The following is a 19,594-nucleotide window of genomic DNA, read 5'->3' as shown; positions in this document are numbered from 1 at the left end:
TCCCCCAAGGATCTTCACAAGGGCGCACACGCTGCGCCCACCATAGTTCAATCTACGACACCGAATGGACTATTTGCGACATTTCGCCACAACCCGGCAATGAACTGACATGCCTCTAGATTTGGCTCCGGTGAGCACCATCAGACATAAGATCGCCGTCTTTCTTGCAGCAGTCGATTTTGCCGCCTTGGCCGGCATCCTGTTTTGGCCGTCCCCGGTGGACAAGCCCGTCGGCGGCGAGCTGACGCAATTCATCAAGTGGCTTCACAACCTTGGGGTCCCCCGATGGACCGTTGGCTATATGCAAATCGAGTTCACTGCGAACATCCTCTTATTCGTCCCATTCGGGATCATCGTGACGCTGCGACTGCACCGGAAAAGATGGTGGCTTGCGGTTCCTGTTGCAGCGGCAATCTCTGGTGCCGTTGAGCTGGCCCAGACACTTTTCCTGCCACAGCGTTTTCCAGCATGGAGCGATATCGTCGCCAACACCTCGGGCGCGTTCATTGGCGCGCTGCTCGTGCTGTTCGTGTGGTCGCGGCGCCGGCGCCGGGAACTTCGAAGCGCCCGACAGCGCAGCCGCGTCACATAGCACGTCCTCGTCCGCCACCAGTTTCCCGCGCGAACGCATCACGTCGCGGAAACTGTCCACCAACGACTGCACCTCCGCCCGGCCCAGCCCCACCACCATGTCGCTGAGGATGGAGGCCAACGCCATCGAAATGGAGCACCCGTCCCCGCCCAGTGAATGCCGGATACCTTCCCGCCCGCTGTCCCAACGCGCAGCGGGATCTCATCGCCGCACACAGGATTGAGCTGATGGCACTGCCCCACATTGGCAGGGAGGCGCGCCCCATCCAGCTGATCGTCGCGCAGGTCCCTCCAAGAATTAGCAACTGGTCCTAGACTTGGCCTTTGTGAGCACAACTAGCCATAAGTTAGCGGTCATTCTTGCAGCAGTCTATTTTGCCGCTCTGGCCGTCATCCTGTTTTGGCCGTTCCCAGTGGACAGGCCCATCGACAGTGCCCTGATGCAGGTCATCACGTGGCTGCACAACCACGGACTCCCCCAATGGTTCATTGGGTACCGCAAGGTTGAGTTTGCCGCCAACATCTTGTTATTCATTCCGTTCGGAATCATCGTGGCCCTCCGCCTGCACCGCAGGTTGTGGTGGCTTTCCATAGTCATCGCCGCGGCAGTTTCGGGCGCGGTTGAACTCGCGCAGGCCATCTTCCTGCCGCAGCGAGTCCCCGCGTGGAGCGACATCGTCGCCAACACATCGGGCGCATTCCTTGGGGCGCTGCTCGTGCTGTTCGTGTGGTCGCTGCGGCGTCATCGTGCCCTGCGCGCCTCGCGCAACATGGTTTAGCACCACTGTTTGATTTTGCCCCGGCAGGGGTGGCTACGGCAGATACTTGGATGTTACAAACCCATTAACGAGTACATCCGGCTCTAGAGCAGGCGCGGCCGCTGGTCTAGGCTGAGAGCATGTGGCGGCACGGCTGTCTTTGATGGTCGCCAGTATGACTGTGGGCATGGACTAATCAGACTCGAGGCAGCGATGAAACCGCGTATTTTGGTGATTGCCGGGCTATCCCTGGCAGTAGTCATCATTGCTGTGGCAGTGGTACTGAACCTCATGACAGGTCAACCTGCCACCAGTCCCCTCGCCGACTCCACACCCACCGTCAGTTCTTCTCCCACGTCACCGGCGGCCTCGTCTGCCACACCGTCAGGTGAAAAGCCGGCACCGACCACTGCCACACCGTCTGCCGGACAGCCAGAACCATCCGTGACAACGTCCGCCGCGGAACCAGACGAATCTGCCTCGCCCGCCAGCAATCCGCCAGAGGCTGCCCCCGCCAATCCGAAGGCTCCGGCTGCAACGCCGGACCCGAGCCGGCCCCTGGAAGTCATGGCACCTGCCCAACAGGCCACTGCCCCGGTTCTGCCCAAGTCACGGACGGACGGGCCGTTGATCAAGGCTCCGCTGCCAGACGAAGCAAGCGCCAATGGTGAGGTAGTTGCCGGCTTCCCGTCCACCGTCATTCCGACCGAACCATCGTCAGCGGTGAAGATCAGTTCGGTCAGCCCACAAGACAGCATTCTTCAAGTCAGTCTCGTCGCCCACAGCAACCTTGAATCCTTGGCAGTCATGCAGTTTTACCAAAAACAGTTCGCCTCATTGGGACTTGGTGCGGCCGAAGCCCCAGCCAGCGCGGGGTCGTCCGCCATGTGGTTCACTCGCGGCACGGACAAGATCACCGTCACGGCCACTCCCCACCCGGGTGGCGGAACCGAATACAGCATCTTTGGCGTATTGCATGCGGCAAGCTAAGGAAACCAACTAAATGTATCTGTCATTTTCCGATCGTCGTGGAGGCAAAGACGACGAGAAAGTGCGCACAGTCACGCCGTTCAAAGTCTCCCCCATCATTATTTCCTTGGGCTTGGTCAGCCTTTTCACCGATATCTCATCAGAGTCCGTAAGTGCCATTCTTCCGCTGTATATTACCGGCGTCCTTGGCCTGTCCATGGTGGCGTACGGGTTTCTGGACGGCATATACCAAGGAATCAGTGCAGTGGTCCGCATCGGGGCAGGATGGACAGCCGACCGCTCCGACCACCACAAGCTGGTGGCATTTCTGGGTTATGGCTTGTCAGCCATCTCCCGTGCCGCACTGCTGGTGGCGACGGGATTTGGGGCCATCACCTCCATCATTGCAATCGACAGGATTGGCAAAGGGATCAGGACCGGTCCGCGGGACGCGATGATCACCGATGCAGCACAGCCCGAGCACTTGGCGAGATCCTTTGGCGTGCACAGGATGCTGGACACCGTCGGCGCGACGATAGGGCCATTGCTGGCGTTCGTGGTGCTATTTGTGATCCCCAACGGTTACCACGCGGTGTTCGTGGCGTCGCTGGCCTGCGGCATCATTGGACTGGCGATCCTGGGGATCATTGTTCCAGCACGCAGGCAGCGTGCCGCGATGACCCAGGGAATGGCAGCCGCCGAGTCCGACTCGACGACAAGAGAACACCGCAGCCGCCTGCCGTTCCGCTGGGCAGACTTGAACAATCCGGGAATGCGGCGGTTGCTGTTGGTGGCAGCCGTCTTCGGCGTCGTGACCATTGGGGACGGGTTCATTTATCTGGTCCTGCAAAGCCGCGCCGCATTTGCCACCCAGTGGTTCCCGCTGCTCTATGTAGGTACCAACGTGGCATATCTGGCCCTGGCGATTCCCTTGGGCCGGCTTGCTGACAAGTGGGGCCGAATGAGGCTGTTCATTGTTGGCCATGGGGCCCTACTGGCCGCCTACCTATGTGCGGCGCTGCCATCCACGGGCGCCGCAGCAACATTGACCTGCCTGCTGCTCCTCGGCATCTTCTACGCAGCAACCGATGGCGTCCTGGCCGCACTTGCTGGACAATTTTCGACGCCGGCCAGCCGGGCAAGTGGCATCGCCGCCGCCCAGACAGTTGTAGCCCTGTCAAGGCTGGTGGCGTCCGTCGGGTTCGGGGTGTTGTGGTTTGCGGTAGGTCGCCAGAACGCCATTGTTATGGCCGCCGTTGCTCTTGCCATTGCCATTCCGTGCGCCATTTTGATGGTGCGCAAAATCTCCTCGAACCAGGTTTCCGAGTGACCTCCCGGGCACGATGGGCGTGGCTCCTGGCCATCACTGCGGTGTGCCTGACCCTGGCCGTCGGCTACGGCGTGTGGTCGTTTATCCAATATCAGCAGCGGCAGGCGGCACCAGCCGCCATCGCCGTGGTGGCCGGGTCGATCGATCCAACAGTGCCCCATGTAATTTTCAGAAACACCGCCTCCGGAGCAGGTTACGGCCACGTGGCTGCTGTCCCCCTGACGAGCCCTGACGGGCCCAGACAGGTGACAGGGGCGGTGTGCGACCGTGTCTACTCTGCTGGGGGAACAAACGCCTGTCTGCGGACAAATGCCGGCATCGTGACCACATTCGAGGCGGCGGTTTACACGGCAGATTGGCAGCAGGAACGGTCCTGGCCGTTGCCCGGCATTCCAAGCCGGACGAGAGTTTCTCCCGACGGAACACTGGTGGCGTCCACAGCCTTTGTGACCGGCCATTCCTATGCACCGGCCAGCTTTTCCACCACAACCGTCATAGCGAAAGCTACAGGCGGTGATTTTGGAAATCTCGAAGACTTCACCCTCATCGTGGACGGAGCTCCCATCGCCCCGGTGGACAGGAACCTGTGGGGCGTCACCTTCGCAGCCGACGACAATACCTTTTATGCCACCGCCGCCACCGGCGGAAATACGTGGCTGGTTCGCGGGGACATCACCAAACGAACCTTGACATCCATCCGCCAAACAGTCGAGTGCCCCTCACTCTCACCGGATGGCAGCAGGATTGCGTACAAGAAGAACACTGTCCCGGGACCCAGCCCGCACTGGAACGTCGCCGTCCTGGACGTGGCTACAAACACGGAAACTGTGCTGGCTGAAACCCGCAGCGTGGACGATCAGGTCGAGTGGCTCGACGACGGGACGTTGCTCTATGGCATGCCCCGGATGGGAACGGTTGGCGACAGCGATGTTTGGTCCATCAGCGCCACTGCCGGTTCGGTACCAGCGTTGTTCATAGAACACGCCTGGTCTCCGTCCGTTGTTCGTTAAGGTGCTGCCGGTACCGTGAACACGAGATCGACAAAGTAGTTGGTCGCGTTCCAGCTGTTAACCGGCATGCCACCGCCTGTCCCGTAGACGTACCGGCCGTTGCTGCCCGCTGCCGCGGACAACGGGCCGTGGTTGAACGGCGTCGCAAAGAATGCTGCGGTGGATGGGTAGTGGCCGTTGGGTGCGTAATAGGACACGGTGTAGGCGGTGTTCGCGGTCAGCTGCAACGGGGTTGCCAAGGTTGCGGTCTGCCACCCGGTCACAGTTTCGTTGCTGAACTGCACCGTAGCCAGCCTGACACCGGCGGCATTCCAAATGGATCCTGTATGAGTGCCTGTGTTGCCCGTGCCCTTGAAGAAGCGGATGGCGGTCACCGCACCGGCTACGGACGGTGTGAAATTCACGCCCAGTTCAATGGGCGCGGTTTCACCGGCGTTGGCGGGCGTGTCAGGCACGAACGTGCCAAACATGGAGTAGGTGTTTGTCGTTGCGCTCGCGTCGGCTGTGCCGAACTGCCAGCTCACGTCCGCCAGTGCCGCACCGTCGGTGGACACAAGGTTCCCGAGCACCACCGAGATCGTGGCGCCGGAGGGAAGCGCCGTTGCCGGCGTGAACGTCAGGGTCTTCCCGTCAGTTGATAGCGCCGTGCTTCCGGTGAGAACCGTGGCGTCGTTTTTGACGGTGGCCGTGTAACCCGCCGCCAATGGTTGTGAGAAAGTGGCCTTGACCGCCGCATTCGCTGGCTGGTCGGTCGCACCGGGCACCGGCGCCTGGCTGGTGAGGGCCAGCGCGGCCGCCGCCGGCTGCATAATCACGTCGACAAAGTAGCTGGCTGATGAGCCGTGCACGGGGTAGTTGGAGCCGTAGGAATACACTGCCGACCGTGCGGGGACATGCAGCGGACCAACATTGACGTCGGCACCATAAGCACCCGGCGTCGCCGAATACGTCCCCACCGGGTTGCTGTACGCCGCCGTATACTCCGTCCCGGCAGTGATCGCCACGGGCGTCGCAAACATCACCGTCTGCCACCCCGTGGTGCTCTCCCCCGCAAACACCGCCGACGCCAACACCGTCCCGTCAGCCTTGTACAAGTACCCGGTATGCGTCCCCGTATTTCCCGGACCCTTGTAGAACTTCACCCCGGTCACCGTGCCATTGGAGGTGGCACTGAACTTCACACCCAGGGACAACGGCGTCCCGTCAGCAATCGAGAGCACACTCGGAGCAGCGCTGTCCTGGTACAGGCTGCACGGGCACCCGGTCGAATCCGGCTTCACCGTCATAAACGACCACACCGCACCCGAGGTAATCCCACCACCACCCACACCCGTGGCACTCAGCGTCGCCGTATACGACGTCGACTTCGCCAACGCCGCCCCCGGCGTAAATACCGCCGTCCGCGTGGACGCGTTGTACGCCGTGGCCCCCGCAACAGCAACACCAGCCGCCGTCTTCACCACAATCCCCACACTCCCCGCCGTCACATCCTTCGACAACACCGCACTCACCGGCGTCGCCACAGCAACACTGCCAGCACCAGCAACAGGCACCTGACCCGTCACCACCAACGGCGAGGTGTCTGTGGTTTCAAAGATGGCATCAACGTAGTAGTTGCTGTTTTCATAGCTGTCCGTGGGGAAGCTTGCATCGGTGTTGTAAACGCCTGCCGGTGCCGCGCCGAAACCACCGGCCGCGGTCAGGGGTGCGGCGGTGAGGCCCTTGTAGTCCCAGTATCCGGTGGCGTAGGAATAGTGGCCGTTGGGGGCGTCGTAGGACACCACGTAGGTTTGGCCCGCTGTTACTTTCACCGGTGTGACGAACTTGGCGCTTTGCCACCCGCTGGCGGTTTCGTTGGCGAAAGTGAGTGTTGCCAGCTGTGTTCCGGAGGAGCTCCACACAGTCCCTGTGTGGGTCCCGGTGTTGGCAGCACTTTTGTAGAATCGCACCCCTGAGATGTATCCGTCCTGGGTTGGGGTGAAGCGCAAGCCAAGGACCGTGGCCCCGGCGTCCCCCGAATCAACGGTCTGGGCAACCTCGTTGCCAAAGACGCTGTAGGGGCCGCCAACCAGCAGTTGTCTGGTGGTTGGTGTGGCCGGGTAGTTGGCGCTGTCGTCAATGCCGCGCACCAGGATGTTTTGGGCCCCCACGCCATGTTGGATGTAGCTGTAAGTCCAGTTGTTGGTTCCGGCGGCGGGATGCCAGGTGGTGCCGCCGTTGGTGGAAACCTCGACGCCGGCCACCACGCCGCCGCTGTCCGTGGCCGTCCCGCTCAGGGTCACCTTCGCACCGTTGGCGACTGCCGTGCCGTTTGCCGGGCTGGTCACCACGACAGCCGGCGCCGTGGTGTCCGTGCTGGCGGTGGCTGCGACCAACGCGGGGTCAAGAGTGGCCGGCTGGGCTCCCATGTCTGCCAGAAGGTTCACTTGCGCCTGGCGCATGCGCGGGTCTGCAGGGGCGCCATCGCCGTCGTGGGTCTGGTCCAGCCCCCACGACCATTGCACACTTCCTGCCGAGAAGATCAGGGCCCCGGCGGCATTTTTGTACAGCGTTATGTTGTGCGTGGTGGTGCCCGGGAGAACGGCGTTTCCATAGTCCTGCAGGTACTGCGGCGTACTGCCGACGGTGGTGGAGAGCCGGATCAGGCCCGCCGGCCGAAACCCGTTGTCGAGGTCTTCGTTGGATTCATAGCCCACAGTGTGCGCTGCCAACGCCTGTTTGGTGCCGGCCGCCAGGGACGTCAACGTGGTGTTCCGCCACAGCCGGGTCTTTCCCTCAGCCGCTGACACCGTCACGGGCAGGTCGGTGTAGTTGGACATGTAGATTGTGCCGCTGAGCGCATTCTCCGGCATTCCCGCGCCGTTAGCGGGCGAGGCGAACCTCGGGTCGCGCCACGTTCCCGTCCATTCCGCCGATGGGTCGATCTTGGCGTTCGACCACGTCTCCTTGTAGGAGGTGATGGTGCGGTAGCTGGTGTTGTCGGTGGTGGACGCTTCGTAGCGGGTGTGCCAGTAGTCGTCATTGCCGGACAGGAACTGCAGGTTGACGCCGGCGTTGGCGGCAGCGGTGATGTTGGCCCGCTGCGCGGCAGACCAGTATTCATCGTGTCCCACGGACAGGAACACCTTGTGGTTTGTCAGCAGGCTGCCATGGCGGTCCGTGTCGACGCCGGCGATGTAGGTGGTGTCGTAGCCGTTTTGCTCCAGAAACCGCACCATGGCGTATTCGCTGGCGAAGTAGGCGTCCCGTCCATCGACGTCGCCGCGGGTGACGACGGGGCGGTTGTAGCTGATCTTGAACGCGCGCCCAATGGATGCACCCTGGTAGAAGTCCGCCCCACCGTAGGTGTTGTAGGCCTGCCACGTTGGATCAGAGGTCTGGAACACCACCTTTGCATGGCTGGAATCGTCCCGGACAATGAAGGTGATTTGGCTCTTGTTACCGTTGTCCGGGCGCGTCAACAAGGCAACGTAAACCCCCGACACAGCATTTGCCGGCACCGCCCATGACGCTGACAATCCCCACGTGCCACAGTCATATAGCTGGGTTGAGACATCGGAAAGGCACTGCGGTTGGATCTGCGGCAGTGTGGCCGACGGGGTGACGGACACTATTTTCCGGGCGCCGAGCCCTTGATACCAGCCAGTGCGGTAAATGTCGATGGTGTAGGCGGAGGCATCGGTTTTCACCTTGAAGCCGATGGTTTGCCCCACGTTGACGCTGATGTCGGTGGAGAAACCCTGAATGTCCGAATCACCGGCGCCCGAGATGTCCCAAATGGACGGGTCTGTGCCCGGCTTGCTGTTTTCACAGGAAATCGGGTTGCTGCCCGCACCACATGGGTCAGCGGCGGAGGCACTTGTTACTGGGCCGAGCACAAGCGACACGCTGGCCATTGCCGACACCGCCAGCATGGCCAGCGCCGCGGTGAGTCGCTTGGAACGACGTGAGGCGGCGGTCAGGCGGCCACTGCTGAGACCTGCATTTAGCTGATTCATGGCTTCCTTGAATGCTTCTGCCCAGTGTTCTCCCAGTCCGCCACCGCATCACAACGGCGCCCGCCCACAACGCGTTTGGACTCTCCTAGAGGCTATGCGGGGCATCACAGCACCACAAGGGTTTTCGCTTGAAACAAGTAGTCAGGCAGCAAAAACAAGTACTCGCCCGGCGTCCTTCAAAAGTCCCTACTGTGTCTGGTTCAACGCATCCTCGGCAGCAACCCAGGCCAGCATGGCGCACTTGACCCGGGCAGGAAACTTCGAAACGCCCGACAGCGCAGCCGCATCGCCAAGCACGTCCTCGTCCGCCACCAGTGTCCCGCGAGAACGCATGACCTCACGGAAATTGTCCACCAACGACTGCACCTCCGCGCGGCCCAGCCCCACCACCATGTCACTGAGGATGGAAGCCGACGCCATCGAAATGGAGCACCCATCCCCCGCCCAGTGAATGCCGGAAACCTTCCCGACGTCCGTCTCAATCCGCAGCGTGATCTCATCCCCGCACACCGGGTTGAGCTGGTGACATTGCCCCACATTGGCCGGCAGATGCATCCCGTCCAGCTGATCGTCGGGCAGATCTCCGCCGCGCCGCGTTTTCGACTCTTGCAAAATAATCTGCTGGTACAGCGAATCCAAAGCGCTCATGGCTGCTCCCCTGCCACGCCGAAGTAGCCGCGCACCCCGGCCACGGCGGCCAGGAATGCGTCGACGTCGGCGGTTGTGTTGTAGAGATAGGTGCTCGCGCGGGTGGAGGCGCTCAGGCCAAGGCGCCGATGGAGGGGCTGCGCGCAGTGGTGGCCCACGCGGACGGCGATGCCGGCAGCGTCAAGGAACTGCCCGACGTCGTGCGCGTGCACACCCTTCACTTCAAAGGAGGCCAGGCCTGCCCTGGGGATGCCCGACGCCGGACCCAGGACCCGGATGCCCTCGATGGCTTCCAGCCCGCTCACCAGGCGCTGGCCCAGTTCGGCTTCCCACGCATGGATGCGGTCCATGCCCGTCTCCTGCAGGTAGTTGCAGGCAGCGGCCAGGGCGACCGCCTGGGAGATGGGCTGGGTGCCGGCCTCAAAGCGTTGTGGGGCCGGCAGGTAGGCAGCCTCTGCCATGGTGACGGTGGTGATCATGGAGCCGCCGGTGAGGAACGGGGGCATGGCGTCCAGGAGTTCGGCGCGGCCGTAAACCCCGCCAATTCCTGTGGGGGCCAGCATCTTGTGGCCGGAGAACACGGCAAAGTCCACGTCCAGCGCCTTGACGTCAAGGGGGAGGTGTGGGGCGGACTGGCAGGCGTCGAGCACCACGAGGGCGCCGATGTCATGGGCCATGGCGGTCAGTGCGGCGACGGGGTTGATGACGCCGGTGACGTTGGATACGTGGGTGAACGCCAGGACCTTGGTGCGCTCGTTGATGAGCGTTGCGGCGGCGTCCAGGTCTAGCGTGCCGTCATCGTGGACGGGGATGAAGCGCAGCGTGGCGCCGGTGCGGCGGCACAGCTCCTGCCACGGGATCAGGTTGGCGTGGTGTTCCATCTCGGTGACGAGCACCTCGTCGCCGGGTCCCACAGCGAACTTCTTGGCGTATTCGGAGACGGTGCCGACGCTGGCGTTGCCGAACGAGTAGGCGATCAGGTTCAGCCCGGCGGTGGCGTTTTGGGTCCAGAGTAGCTCGTTGTCGTCGGCACCGATGAACGCTGCGACCGTCGCCCGGGCCTCCTCGAAGACGTCGGTGGCGTGCACGGCCAAGGTGTGTGCGCCGCGGTGCACGGCGGAGTTGCGCTGCTCGTAGAACTCCTGCTCGGCCTCCATGACGCTGAGCGGATTTTGCGAGGTGGCACCCGAATCAAGGTAAACCAGCGGTTGCCCGTTGACGTCCTGCTCAAGAATCGGGAAGTCATTGCGGATGCGCAAAACCTCCGTGTCCGTTAACGGACCGTTGTGGTCGTGGGCGGCGGATCCTGTCACCAAATTAGCGCTCCTGGGTCGATCGTGATGCAGACCGTCACCCGGCCGGCAAGCGACGCTGCAATACGTCACATCAAGCTCACCTAATTGTCGCATTTATTGGCGGCAAGGGCAGCTCAGGCGGGGCTTACCCACCCCGAACAGGTGCCCCCGACGAATCCGTGCCATCAGCTAGGATCGGAAAATCCAGCTCCTTGCGGAACGGCAGCCCAAGGATTCGTCCGTAAAAGTAGTTCCCCGAAAGGAACGCAACATGACAAAAGTACGGGCCGCCGTCGTTGGTGGGGGCATTGTGGGCGTGGCCGTGGCCCGGGAACTGTTGGTGTCCGGCACTGCCGCCGAGGTCACGCTTTATGAGAAGGAACCCCAGCTTGCCAGCCACCAGACAGGGCGCAACAGCGGTGTGGTTCATGCCGGGCTCTACTACGAGCCCGGCGGGCTGAAGGCTGCCCTGTGCCGGCGCGGGGTGGGACTGCTCCAGGAACTCACAGCCCGTCGGCACGTCCCCTACGATGAATGCGGCAAGGTGGTGGTGGCCCGGGACGAGACGGAGCTGGCCCGCCTGCGGGTGATCTTTGACCGGGCGCTGACCAATGGCGTGCCCGGGGTGCGCATGATCGACGCGGCCGAGCTGGCGCGCATCGAACCGCACGCCCGCGGCATCGCAGCCTTGTACTCCCCCACCACGGCCATCACCGACTATGCGGCAGTGACCCGGGCCCTTGCCGAGGATGTCACAGAGGCAGGCGGTCGGGTGCTTCTGGGGCAAGAGGTCACCGGGATGCACGACGACGGCACCCGGGTCTCCGTGGTGAGCGGCTCAGGCGCGGCCACCTTTGACCTCGTAGTCAATTGTGCCGGGTTGCAATCGGACAGGCTGGCCAAGGCCTCCGGCGACTCCGCCAATCCACGCATCGTGCCATTCTTTGGCGCCTACTTTCTGCTGCGCCCGGAACGCCGGAGCCTGGTCAATGGACTCATCTACCCCGTGCCGGATCCGCGCTACCCGTTTCTGGGCGTGCACCTGACCAAACGGATCGACGGCGAAATCATGGTGGGTCCCAACGCGTTTCTGGCCGGCGGGCGCGAGGCGTACAACGCCCTGGCGCTTGTCCCGCGGGACCTGGCGGCCGTGGCCGGTTTTGGCGGCTTTTGGCGCTTCGCCGCAGGAAACATTCCAGCGGCAATCCGTGAAGGGCGGACGGTGCTCAGCCGCAAGGCCTTCATCGAGGCGGCGCGAGCCTACGTGCCGGAACTGGGGGTGGCCGACGTCGTCCCTGGCCGCCGCGGCATCCGCGCCCAGGCCATGAACCCGGACGGCAGTCTGGTTGATGACTTTGTCATCACCGGCTCCAAACGCATCCTGCAGGTTCGCAACGCACCATCGCCCGGGGCGACGTCCTCGATGGCCATCGCCGAGCACATTGTGGGACTCGCCGGACGCAACTAGGCAGTACCCACTACCTGTACCCGGCAGCACCAGTGGAACCCCAGTAGTACCCCGGCGCAGGTCCTGTACCTACGGCAATTTCGGGCTGTTTTGCACTCTAGAGTGCGCCCCTTGCGATCCCTAACGTCTGTTGTAACCGCTCCTCCCGGTCGATCACTTGTGACCACCCGGGCGAAACGACGGTTCGGTCTACAGCAGCTGTGGGGGTTTCAATGTTTAGTCAGGTTCTTGAGTCACGGGTTGGTCGGCCATGAGCGGCTGGCCGGGTTTTTCGCAGTCAGTGCCCACCACTCTAAGTGGTGTTTCCTTTGCCAGTCCGCCGGCCAGTGCGGTGCTTGGCGGGACCAACGTTGACCTGAGGTGGTTCGATGAAGCGGTCCTTGAAATCACGGCCGCTGCCACCCATCCGAAAAGGAATCCACTGGCTGTGGTCTCGGCCAATTTGGACCATGTGATGCACTTCGGCGCCGGCGGCCGGTGGGGCGGCACCTTGGACAGGACTGATTCCATTGAATGGCTGACCCTATTGGATGGTGCGCCCCTGCGTGCCAAAGCCAACCAGCTGACTGGCCAGGAATGGCCGCGCCTGGCCGGCAGCGATCTCATCGACCCGTTGCTGGACGAGGCCCAGAAGAAGGGTTTGCGCGTCGGTTTCTTCGGCGGTGCGGCGGCCACGCACGAGCTGCTCAAGGAACAATTCGTCTTGCACCGTCCGACCTTGAAAGTGTCTGGCTGGTGGGCGCCGGAACGCTCCGAGCTGGCTGACCGCGAGTCGTCGCTGCTGCTGGCCCGCGACGTGGCCCAATCGCGTACGGACATCCTGGTGGTCGGGCTCGGAAAACCACGTCAGGAACTGTGGATTGCCGAGTACGGAACCTTCACAGGTGCGTCGGTCCTGTTGGCCTTCGGTGCGGTGGTTGACTTCCTGGCAGGCCGGATTCAGCGTGCGCCGGAAGCAGTTGCCAATGCTGGCATGGAGTGGGCGTGGCGGCTCGCCTTGGAACCCAAGCGCCTCGCCAAGCGCTACCTGGTGCAGGGCCCGGAGGCCTACTTGCGCATGAACCGGCACAGCAGGGTGGGCAGTTCCCTGCACGCCACAGTGGGCCGGGCTGGTCTACAGTCCTCAGCTGCCGAGCCGGCCGACGAGCCGGATGAGCTGCCCGGTCCTGTCACGGCCCCCCACGGGGTATTTGCCCCCGTCGACAGGCTGGCCGACGTGACAGTGATCTTGGTGACCTACAACAACGCCGATGACATTGAACCGCTGATGGCCGGTCTGCGGACCGAGACGCAGACCCAGTCCCTCAAGGTGGTAGTGGCGGACAACGGGTCAGTTGATGGCACGCTGGAACTCCTCGCCGCCCATCCTGATGTGATCCTGGTAAAAACCGGGGGAAATCTGGGCTACGCCGGGGGTATCAACTCGGCGTTGAGAAATGCGGGCATGCACCACGACGTTCTGATACTCAATCCGGACCTGCGCATTCTTCCCGGAGCCATCAGGACCCTGCGGCGGCGGATGAAGGTCGCTGAAGCAGGGATCGTTGTCCCCAGGCTCCTTGATGACGACGGCACCATCTACACGTCGTTGCGGCGGGAACCCAGCATCGTCAAGGCCCTAGGCGACGCAGTCTTTGGGCAGAGGTTCTCCGGACGGCCTGAGTGGCTCTCCGAGATTGACTACAACGCCGAGAGCTACCAGTTTTCGCACCCCATCGACTGGGCCACCGGTGCTGCCGTATTTATTGCCGGGCACGTTGTGGCTGATGTTGGCGAGTGGGACGAAAGGTACTTCCTGTACTCGGAAGAAACCGACTACTTCCACAGGGTCCGCGAGCACGGACACAGTATCTGGTTCGAACCATCGGCAAGCATGACGCACAGCCGGGGCGGCTCGGGCGCTTCAGCAGACTTGGTGGCGCTCATGGCCGTCAACCGTGTCCGGTATGCCGAGGCCCACCACTCACGGGGCTACACGGCAGTTGTCCGTGCGGTGACCGCCACGGGTGAGCTGGTACGGGCCTACAAGCCAGAAAACCGCAGGGCGTTTCTTTCACTGGCGGGGGTACGTCCCTGGCGGCGCCTCCCCCAGGCTAGGCAGGCCGTTTCACCGGCCACCGCCATCCACTCCATCCCGGAAGGATTCCCTTCCGGCGCAGTGATCATCCCGGCACACAACGAATCCGCCGTTATTGCGCGCACGCTTGAGCCGCTGGCCAAGTTGGCCGCATCGGGGGCCATCGAGGTCATCGTGGCCTGCAATGGCTGCACGGACAACACTGCCGCCATCGCGACCCGGTTTCCGGGGGTGAGGGTCTTGGACCTCAAGGAGCCCTCCAAAACAGTTGCCCTGAACGCAGCCGATGCCGCCAGCACCCGCTGGCCCCGGCTGTATCTGGATGCCGACATTGAGATCACTCCTGCGGCAGTGGCCGATGTGTTCCGGTACCTGTCCACCCCCGGTACATTGGCGGCCCGGCCGGCTTTCCGCTACGAAACCGGAGGTGCAGACAAGCTGGTCCAGGCGTATTACCGGGCCCGCCTGCGCATCCCGTCCATGAGCGAGCATCTGTGGGGCGCCGGGGCCTACGCCGTGAATCACGCGGGCCACGCACGCTTCCCGCAGTTTCCCGACGCCACAGCCGACGATGCCTTTGTTGATTCCTTGTTTGACCCGGCAGAAAGGGCGATACTTCCAACGGCGCCCGTAGTGGTCCGGGTGCCGCTGCACACCAACGAGTTGCGCAAGACACTGCGGCGCATTTATCGCGGCGTCCAGCAAGCAGAAGGCGCAGTGAAGTCGGGCTCCGGCCTGGGAAAATTGGTGCGCAGTGTTACCGGACCAGTCGCTTTTGTCGACGCCGGCGTGTACGGCTCATTGGCTGTGCTGGGCAAGCTTCAAAAGGGAAAATCGCTGGCAAGGAACGGAGGGTGGGACCGGGACGAAAGCAGCCGGCGAGCCCAATTATGACGAGTCCAGGGCGATCGCCAGTGACGTTTATCACATGTTCCCGTGTTACGATTTGACTACATGGGGGAGAATGCCTAGGTCAAATTAACGACGATACGGGACTATCCTATTATGCAAAAAGCATCTGCGTCAGCGCAGCCCCAACGGATTTCACACCGCCTCGGCCGCAGCGGCCGATCCAAGAACATGTTTGCCGCCATTGCGGCCTTGGCTCTTCTAGTGCCCATCCTCGTGACAACCACCACCGTAAATACACCCAGCCAGGCAGCCAGCCTGTCCGTGCTGGAGAACGAGGTTCCCGGCACCCTGATTGATCGAGACACGATGTCCGTGGAACTTGGCGCAAAGTTCACTTCCGCCGAAGACGGATTAATCACGGCCATCCGCTTCTACAAGAGTGCCGCAAATACAGGCCCGCACGTGGCGAACCTGTGGTCGCCCAGCGGAAGGATCTTGGCGACGGCAACGCTGCCCGCGACGGCAGGGACTGCTGCGGGCTGGCAGACCGTTGAACTGCCACAGCCAGTGGCCATCACCCGAAATCACCAATATGTGGCCTCCTATGTGGCCCCCAACGGCCGCTACTCGGCCGACGAACATGGGCTGGACAAGGCCATATCCGGCGGCCCGCTGACCATCCTGGCCGGCGGCGGCGTCTACGCCTACGGCAACGGCGGCACCTATCCCACCAGCAACTGGAAAAACTCAAACTACTACGTAGACGTGGCGTTCACTCCCTCAACAACCACGGGCCCCACCGCACCGCCAACAGCGACGGCGAGCCCCAGCCCAACCGTCACTGCTGAGCCAACACCAACGCAGACAGTGACTCCCAGCCCAACTGTGACTCCTGAGCCCACTCCGACTCCAACCACGACGCCGCCAACGCCTCCCACCGGCACGCTGCCCGCTGGCGTCACAGTTCGAGGGGTTGATGGTGGAGTTGGCTACTACGAAAAGTTCAACAATCCACTACCCAGCTCCGCGGACAACTTTCCGGTTGGAGTCTGGTACGAAAGTCTCCTCAGTGCCAAGGACACGGAACTGGACAAGGCTGCAGGCCTTAACACATACGTTGAACTCACTTCGAATTCGAACGCGACACTGGCCACGCAGGCTGGCATGAATACCATCACCTCTTGGAACGCCCCCGGCCAGTCGGGTACGTTGCTGCCAGATGAGGTGGACATGTGGGCCGGCCCCGGCTCTGGCGCCTGGACAGGCAACTGGCCAGGCCAAGGCGATATTTGCATGCCTGCAAACGCCCAGTGTGGCTACACCATTCAAACCGCTCAAAAGGCTGCCGCAGTAACGGGGAGCATGCTCTATGCCAACTACGGCAAAGGAGTAACTTTTTGGGAATCAGACGCACAAGCGGCAAAGTTCGTCAACGACTACCCTGACCTAGTCTCTGCTGACAACTACTGGTTCACCGATCCAAACATCTGTGGCGTCAGCGAAGGCGGGACCCTTGTTTCTCCCCAGCGTGAGTTAACCCAAGACGAGTGCCGCAAGGCATCCAACTACGGATGGACAATCGACAGGGTCCGCTCGTTGGTCAGTCCCAAGGCCTCAAAACCAGTTTGGGCCTTTGTTGAGGTGGGGCATCCTTTCAGCGAGGACTTTGCGCCAACTATTACGGGGCCGCAAATCAAGGCAGCTGTTTGGAGCAGTCTCATCCACGGTGCCCGTGGCGTCGTTTACTTCAACCACAATTTCGGTGGAACATGCCAGTCACAGCATGTCCTGCGTGACAATTGTGGAGCGCAAGTACGACCCGACGTCGTCGCACTGAATGCACAAATCAAGTCGTTGGCGCCCGTATTGAATTCGCCCTTCCTTGACGGTGCTGCCGCCTCGACCGGTTCACTCGACGTGAGCGTAAAAATCTACGGCGGAAGCTTGTATGCTTTTGCCGGTTCCACCAGAAATGGGAGCCAGCAAGTGGACATCACGCTGCAATGCAGCAACGCCACTTCAGCCACGGTTCTCGGAGAGAATCGAACCGTGCCCGTCAAGAACGGTGTCATTAACGACACCTTTGCTGATGGAAATGCCGTACACCTCTACCAGCTCAACGGCTCCAATGCCTGCGGACTGCGGTAAAAACACTTGAGCCACGCTCGCGATTTTCACACGCACAAACGTGGCTCAAGTAGTTTTCAGCCACCAGTTCAAACACAGACGTCAAAGCCTGGATCTTACTTTTGCCTGGCGTTTTCGATACTCTTCCTTGCGTTGGTTCATTAGTTTTTTAGCATCAGGCTTTTGCAGATCAGGCGAGGATTCCTTCGGATCAGCGGTTGGGGGCAGCTGCTCCGGCAACGCTGTTTGATGCTTTCTCTCGCGGCGGGAGGGCTTCTTGATTTTGGCTGGCTTCTCGCTCAGCTCCCGCTGCCGATCAAGCGCCTGAGCCGCAGAAACCGATGCAAACAAAAGCACCACGCCACCAGCACCAACCATGATCACGGAGCGAAGTCTGCTGGAGAATTGTTCGGTGGCTTCATCCCCGCTGGTGACGGCAAGCGCGGTGAACAAGAACCGTTGGTCAGCCCCATTAATCTCCTGCATGGACTTGAGCTCCAGAACCAAGAACTCACCGAGCGTCTGGACAGTGCCCGTCGCTTGCTCGGGCGTCGAACCGATGGCTGTGAGCTGCACCAAAAGACCGGTGCCAAAACTGCCTGCTCTTTCGACAGTGTATTCGGTGCTAAACCCTTTGATCTCGAGGGCCTTTGCCACCTCTGGCGCATTGAGCCTGGTGGTCAAAACCTGTGCAATAAGGGTGTTGTCACTGGAGCGAAGATATGGATTATTCGAATTAAGCAATCCAAGGGAAGGGTCCTTAAGGATCTGCTGTTCTGTTGGCACCAACGGATTCACCAACGCAAACGTCGAAGTGGCTTGGTAACTTCTGGGGCCAAACGCAAAGAGGTACGCTGCCGCAACCACAGTCAGCAGGACAACTGGGATGAAGATGAACTTGTGGCGCCACAGAGTTTTGACGACTGACAGTGGATTCACGCTATTCCTTTGCTCTTGTGCGGTATCTGGGCAGGTCAGGTGCCTTTAGCTTACCCACATCAGAAAACTGCGAAATTTCAGCGTTGACCATCATCCACACAGCACCCCCAAGCCCCACGATCAGTGGATACAACAAGGCAAACACAGGAAAAGACAAGGAATCAAAAGTTGCCGACGCAGGAGCCGCAACGAGTGCCGCACCCGCCACCGCACCCGCCAGACATCTCAGCGACGGGTCTACTGCGTGACGCGCCGCGTGCAGCGTTGTCAGGCCCGGCAACGAAAAATAGATAAAGACGGCCAGTGCCCCGATAACACCCATCTCCACGGCTGAATGCAGATACTGGTTGTCAAGCAGCTCCAAAGCATTCACAGGCATATACGTCCCCGGCCCCGTGCCACCAATCGGCCGCGACAGGAACATGGCCTCAACGCGTGGATAGTTGTTCAAGCGAGTCGAAATGGACGGATCATCTGCACCAACAGTGGTTGTTCCCAGCAACGTGCCTATTAGGCCGGGAACAGCAACAAACAAGCCGGTCACAGAAACAGGAATAATGACCAGCGCCCACTGCCGCCCAAGTTTCGGGAGAAAAGGAACGGAAACGAGCACGGCCACAGCGGCAGAAATCATCCCTGAGCGCGAAATAGTGGCTGCAATGGCAAACACCAGCGAACCGGTGATGCACCAGTGCATCCACTTCCTTCCGACCTGGTCAAACATGCACCGCCAAACAGACAGCGGCAACACCATCGATGCCACCACGCCCAGCTCTATGGGAGTAAATGTCGTTCCAGCAACTCGCATTAGTCCGCCACGCAATTGAAATGTGGTATTGCCCCCGTTGTCCACAAATCCGATCATGAATGGCTGCCAGGACTCCATGGGATTCGATCGAGTAATGAATTGAACGGCTGCGAGAGCGCAACAGAAAAATGCCCCCCGCAACAGGGAACGGACCAATATCAAGGCGTGTTCAGTGGTCTTGACAGCCTCGGCAGTCATTAAGATTAGTCCCGCTGACGCCGCCATCAGCATTACCCAACGATCAGCGCTGGCACGCCCAGCCACGCTGCTTGGCCCGCTCAACCCTGAATACAACATCACATAAGTGACACATGTTGCCAGGAGCATCACGCCCAGGGCAACCCTGCCCGGATGCCGTGAACTTGCCGAGGTGTGCAGCCCAAATAGAACTGAAACTCCCCAAATCAAGAAGACGCCCAAGGACAAGAGCATGGCAACATGCCCACTCGCCCCGATTGGTTTAATCACCATATTTGCTGGAAAAACGAAGATGGCAAAAGCCGTCAGCCTCAGAAGCCACGACGGTCCAGTCTGACTGGAACTGCTTGGCACAGTCATGTCGCCGGAGCCGAACCGAGGAGAACCGAACCCCAAGGAACCGATGCTCCTACCACCCAAAATCACAGCCGTTCCCAATGAAGTGTTCGGCAGGCGACTCTTCTACTCGCACGTCCAGGCATATTTTCATGATAGGCGACAATTCACCTGATTTGACGTGGGCCTG

The 19,594-nt window shown here is 61.3% G+C and carries 13 protein-coding genes; 8 read left to right on the top strand and 5 right to left on the bottom strand.

Annotation, left to right across the window (positions count from 1 at the left end; genetic code table 11):
* Positions 1–130: 130 nt before the first annotated feature.
* From art_RS19075 to art_RS19050, 5 genes are all read left to right on the top strand, one after another.
* Entirely contained in the window at positions 131–592 is a 462-nt protein-coding gene (locus art_RS19075; RefSeq protein ID WP_038467410.1) for a VanZ family protein, read from the top strand.
* Between the two features lie 325 nt (positions 593–917).
* Positions 918–1,370 (top strand): VanZ family protein, encoded by a 453-nt coding sequence (locus tag art_RS19070; protein ID WP_157875367.1) that lies wholly within the window; start codon positions 918–920, stop codon positions 1,368–1,370.
* Between the two features lie 192 nt (positions 1,371–1,562).
* Entirely contained in the window at positions 1,563–2,339 is a 777-nt protein-coding gene (locus art_RS22425; protein WP_157875366.1) for a hypothetical protein, read from the top strand.
* Positions 2,340–2,352: 13 nt separating this feature from the next.
* Positions 2,353–3,648 (top strand): MFS transporter, encoded by a 1,296-nt coding sequence (locus art_RS19055; RefSeq protein ID WP_082000443.1) that lies wholly within the window; start codon positions 2,353–2,355, stop codon positions 3,646–3,648.
* Positions 3,645–4,658, top strand: a complete 1,014-nt coding sequence (locus art_RS19050) for a hypothetical protein (RefSeq protein WP_038467401.1) — start codon at positions 3,645–3,647, stop codon at positions 4,656–4,658. Before art_RS19055 ends, art_RS19050 begins: the two co-directional genes overlap by 4 nt.
* On the opposite strand, the gene art_RS19045 is transcribed toward art_RS19050, so the two are convergent.
* The 3 genes from art_RS19045 to art_RS19035 form a co-directional block, all read right to left on the bottom strand.
* Positions 4,655–8,656, bottom strand: a complete 4,002-nt coding sequence (locus tag art_RS19045; protein WP_038471058.1) for a DUF4082 domain-containing protein — start codon at positions 8,654–8,656, stop codon at positions 4,655–4,657. The genes art_RS19050 and art_RS19045 overlap by 4 nt on opposite strands.
* A gap of 186 nt (positions 8,657–8,842) precedes the next feature.
* A complete protein-coding gene (gene sufU / locus art_RS19040; protein ID WP_038467399.1) occupies positions 8,843–9,304 on the bottom strand; it encodes a Fe-S cluster assembly sulfur transfer protein SufU in 462 nt (153 codons plus the stop codon).
* Positions 9,301–10,617 (bottom strand): cysteine desulfurase, encoded by a 1,317-nt coding sequence (locus art_RS19035; protein WP_253901412.1) that lies wholly within the window; start codon positions 10,615–10,617, stop codon positions 9,301–9,303. Before art_RS19035 ends, sufU begins: the two co-directional genes overlap by 4 nt.
* 253 nt (positions 10,618–10,870) lie before the next feature.
* Between art_RS19035 and lhgO the strand changes: the two genes are divergently transcribed.
* The 3 genes from lhgO to art_RS22420 all read left to right on the top strand — a co-directional run bounded on the left by lhgO (position 10,871) and on the right by art_RS22420 (position 17,144).
* Entirely contained in the window at positions 10,871–12,067 is a 1,197-nt protein-coding gene (lhgO, locus tag art_RS19030) for an L-2-hydroxyglutarate oxidase (protein WP_038467396.1), read from the top strand.
* 250 nt (positions 12,068–12,317) lie between these two features.
* Positions 12,318–15,038 (top strand): WecB/TagA/CpsF family glycosyltransferase, encoded by a 2,721-nt coding sequence (locus tag art_RS21900; protein ID WP_082000441.1) that lies wholly within the window; start codon positions 12,318–12,320, stop codon positions 15,036–15,038.
* Between the two features lie 111 nt (positions 15,039–15,149).
* A complete protein-coding gene (locus art_RS22420; protein WP_157875365.1) occupies positions 15,150–17,144 on the top strand; it encodes a DUF4082 domain-containing protein in 1,995 nt (664 codons plus the stop codon).
* Positions 17,145–17,225: 81 nt separating this feature from the next.
* On the opposite strand, the gene art_RS19010 is transcribed toward art_RS22420, so the two are convergent.
* On the bottom strand, positions 17,226–18,062 hold the full coding sequence (locus art_RS19010; RefSeq protein WP_052136787.1) for a hypothetical protein: 837 nt from the start codon (positions 18,060–18,062) through the stop codon (positions 17,226–17,228).
* A 1-nt stretch (position 18,063) separates the two neighbouring features.
* Positions 18,064–19,464: an O-antigen ligase gene (locus tag art_RS19005; protein ID WP_157875364.1), complete on the bottom strand. Its 1,401-nt coding sequence runs from the start codon at positions 19,462–19,464 to the stop codon at positions 18,064–18,066.
* Positions 19,465–19,594: the final 130 nt, after the last annotated feature.

Source organism: Arthrobacter sp. PAMC 25486 (assembly GCF_000785535.1).
In the GTDB taxonomy this organism is placed as follows: Bacteria; Actinomycetota; Actinomycetes; order Actinomycetales; family Micrococcaceae; genus Specibacter.
The sequence above is the reverse complement of the archived record's forward strand: the minus strand, read 5'-3'. Positions and strand labels throughout refer to the sequence as shown.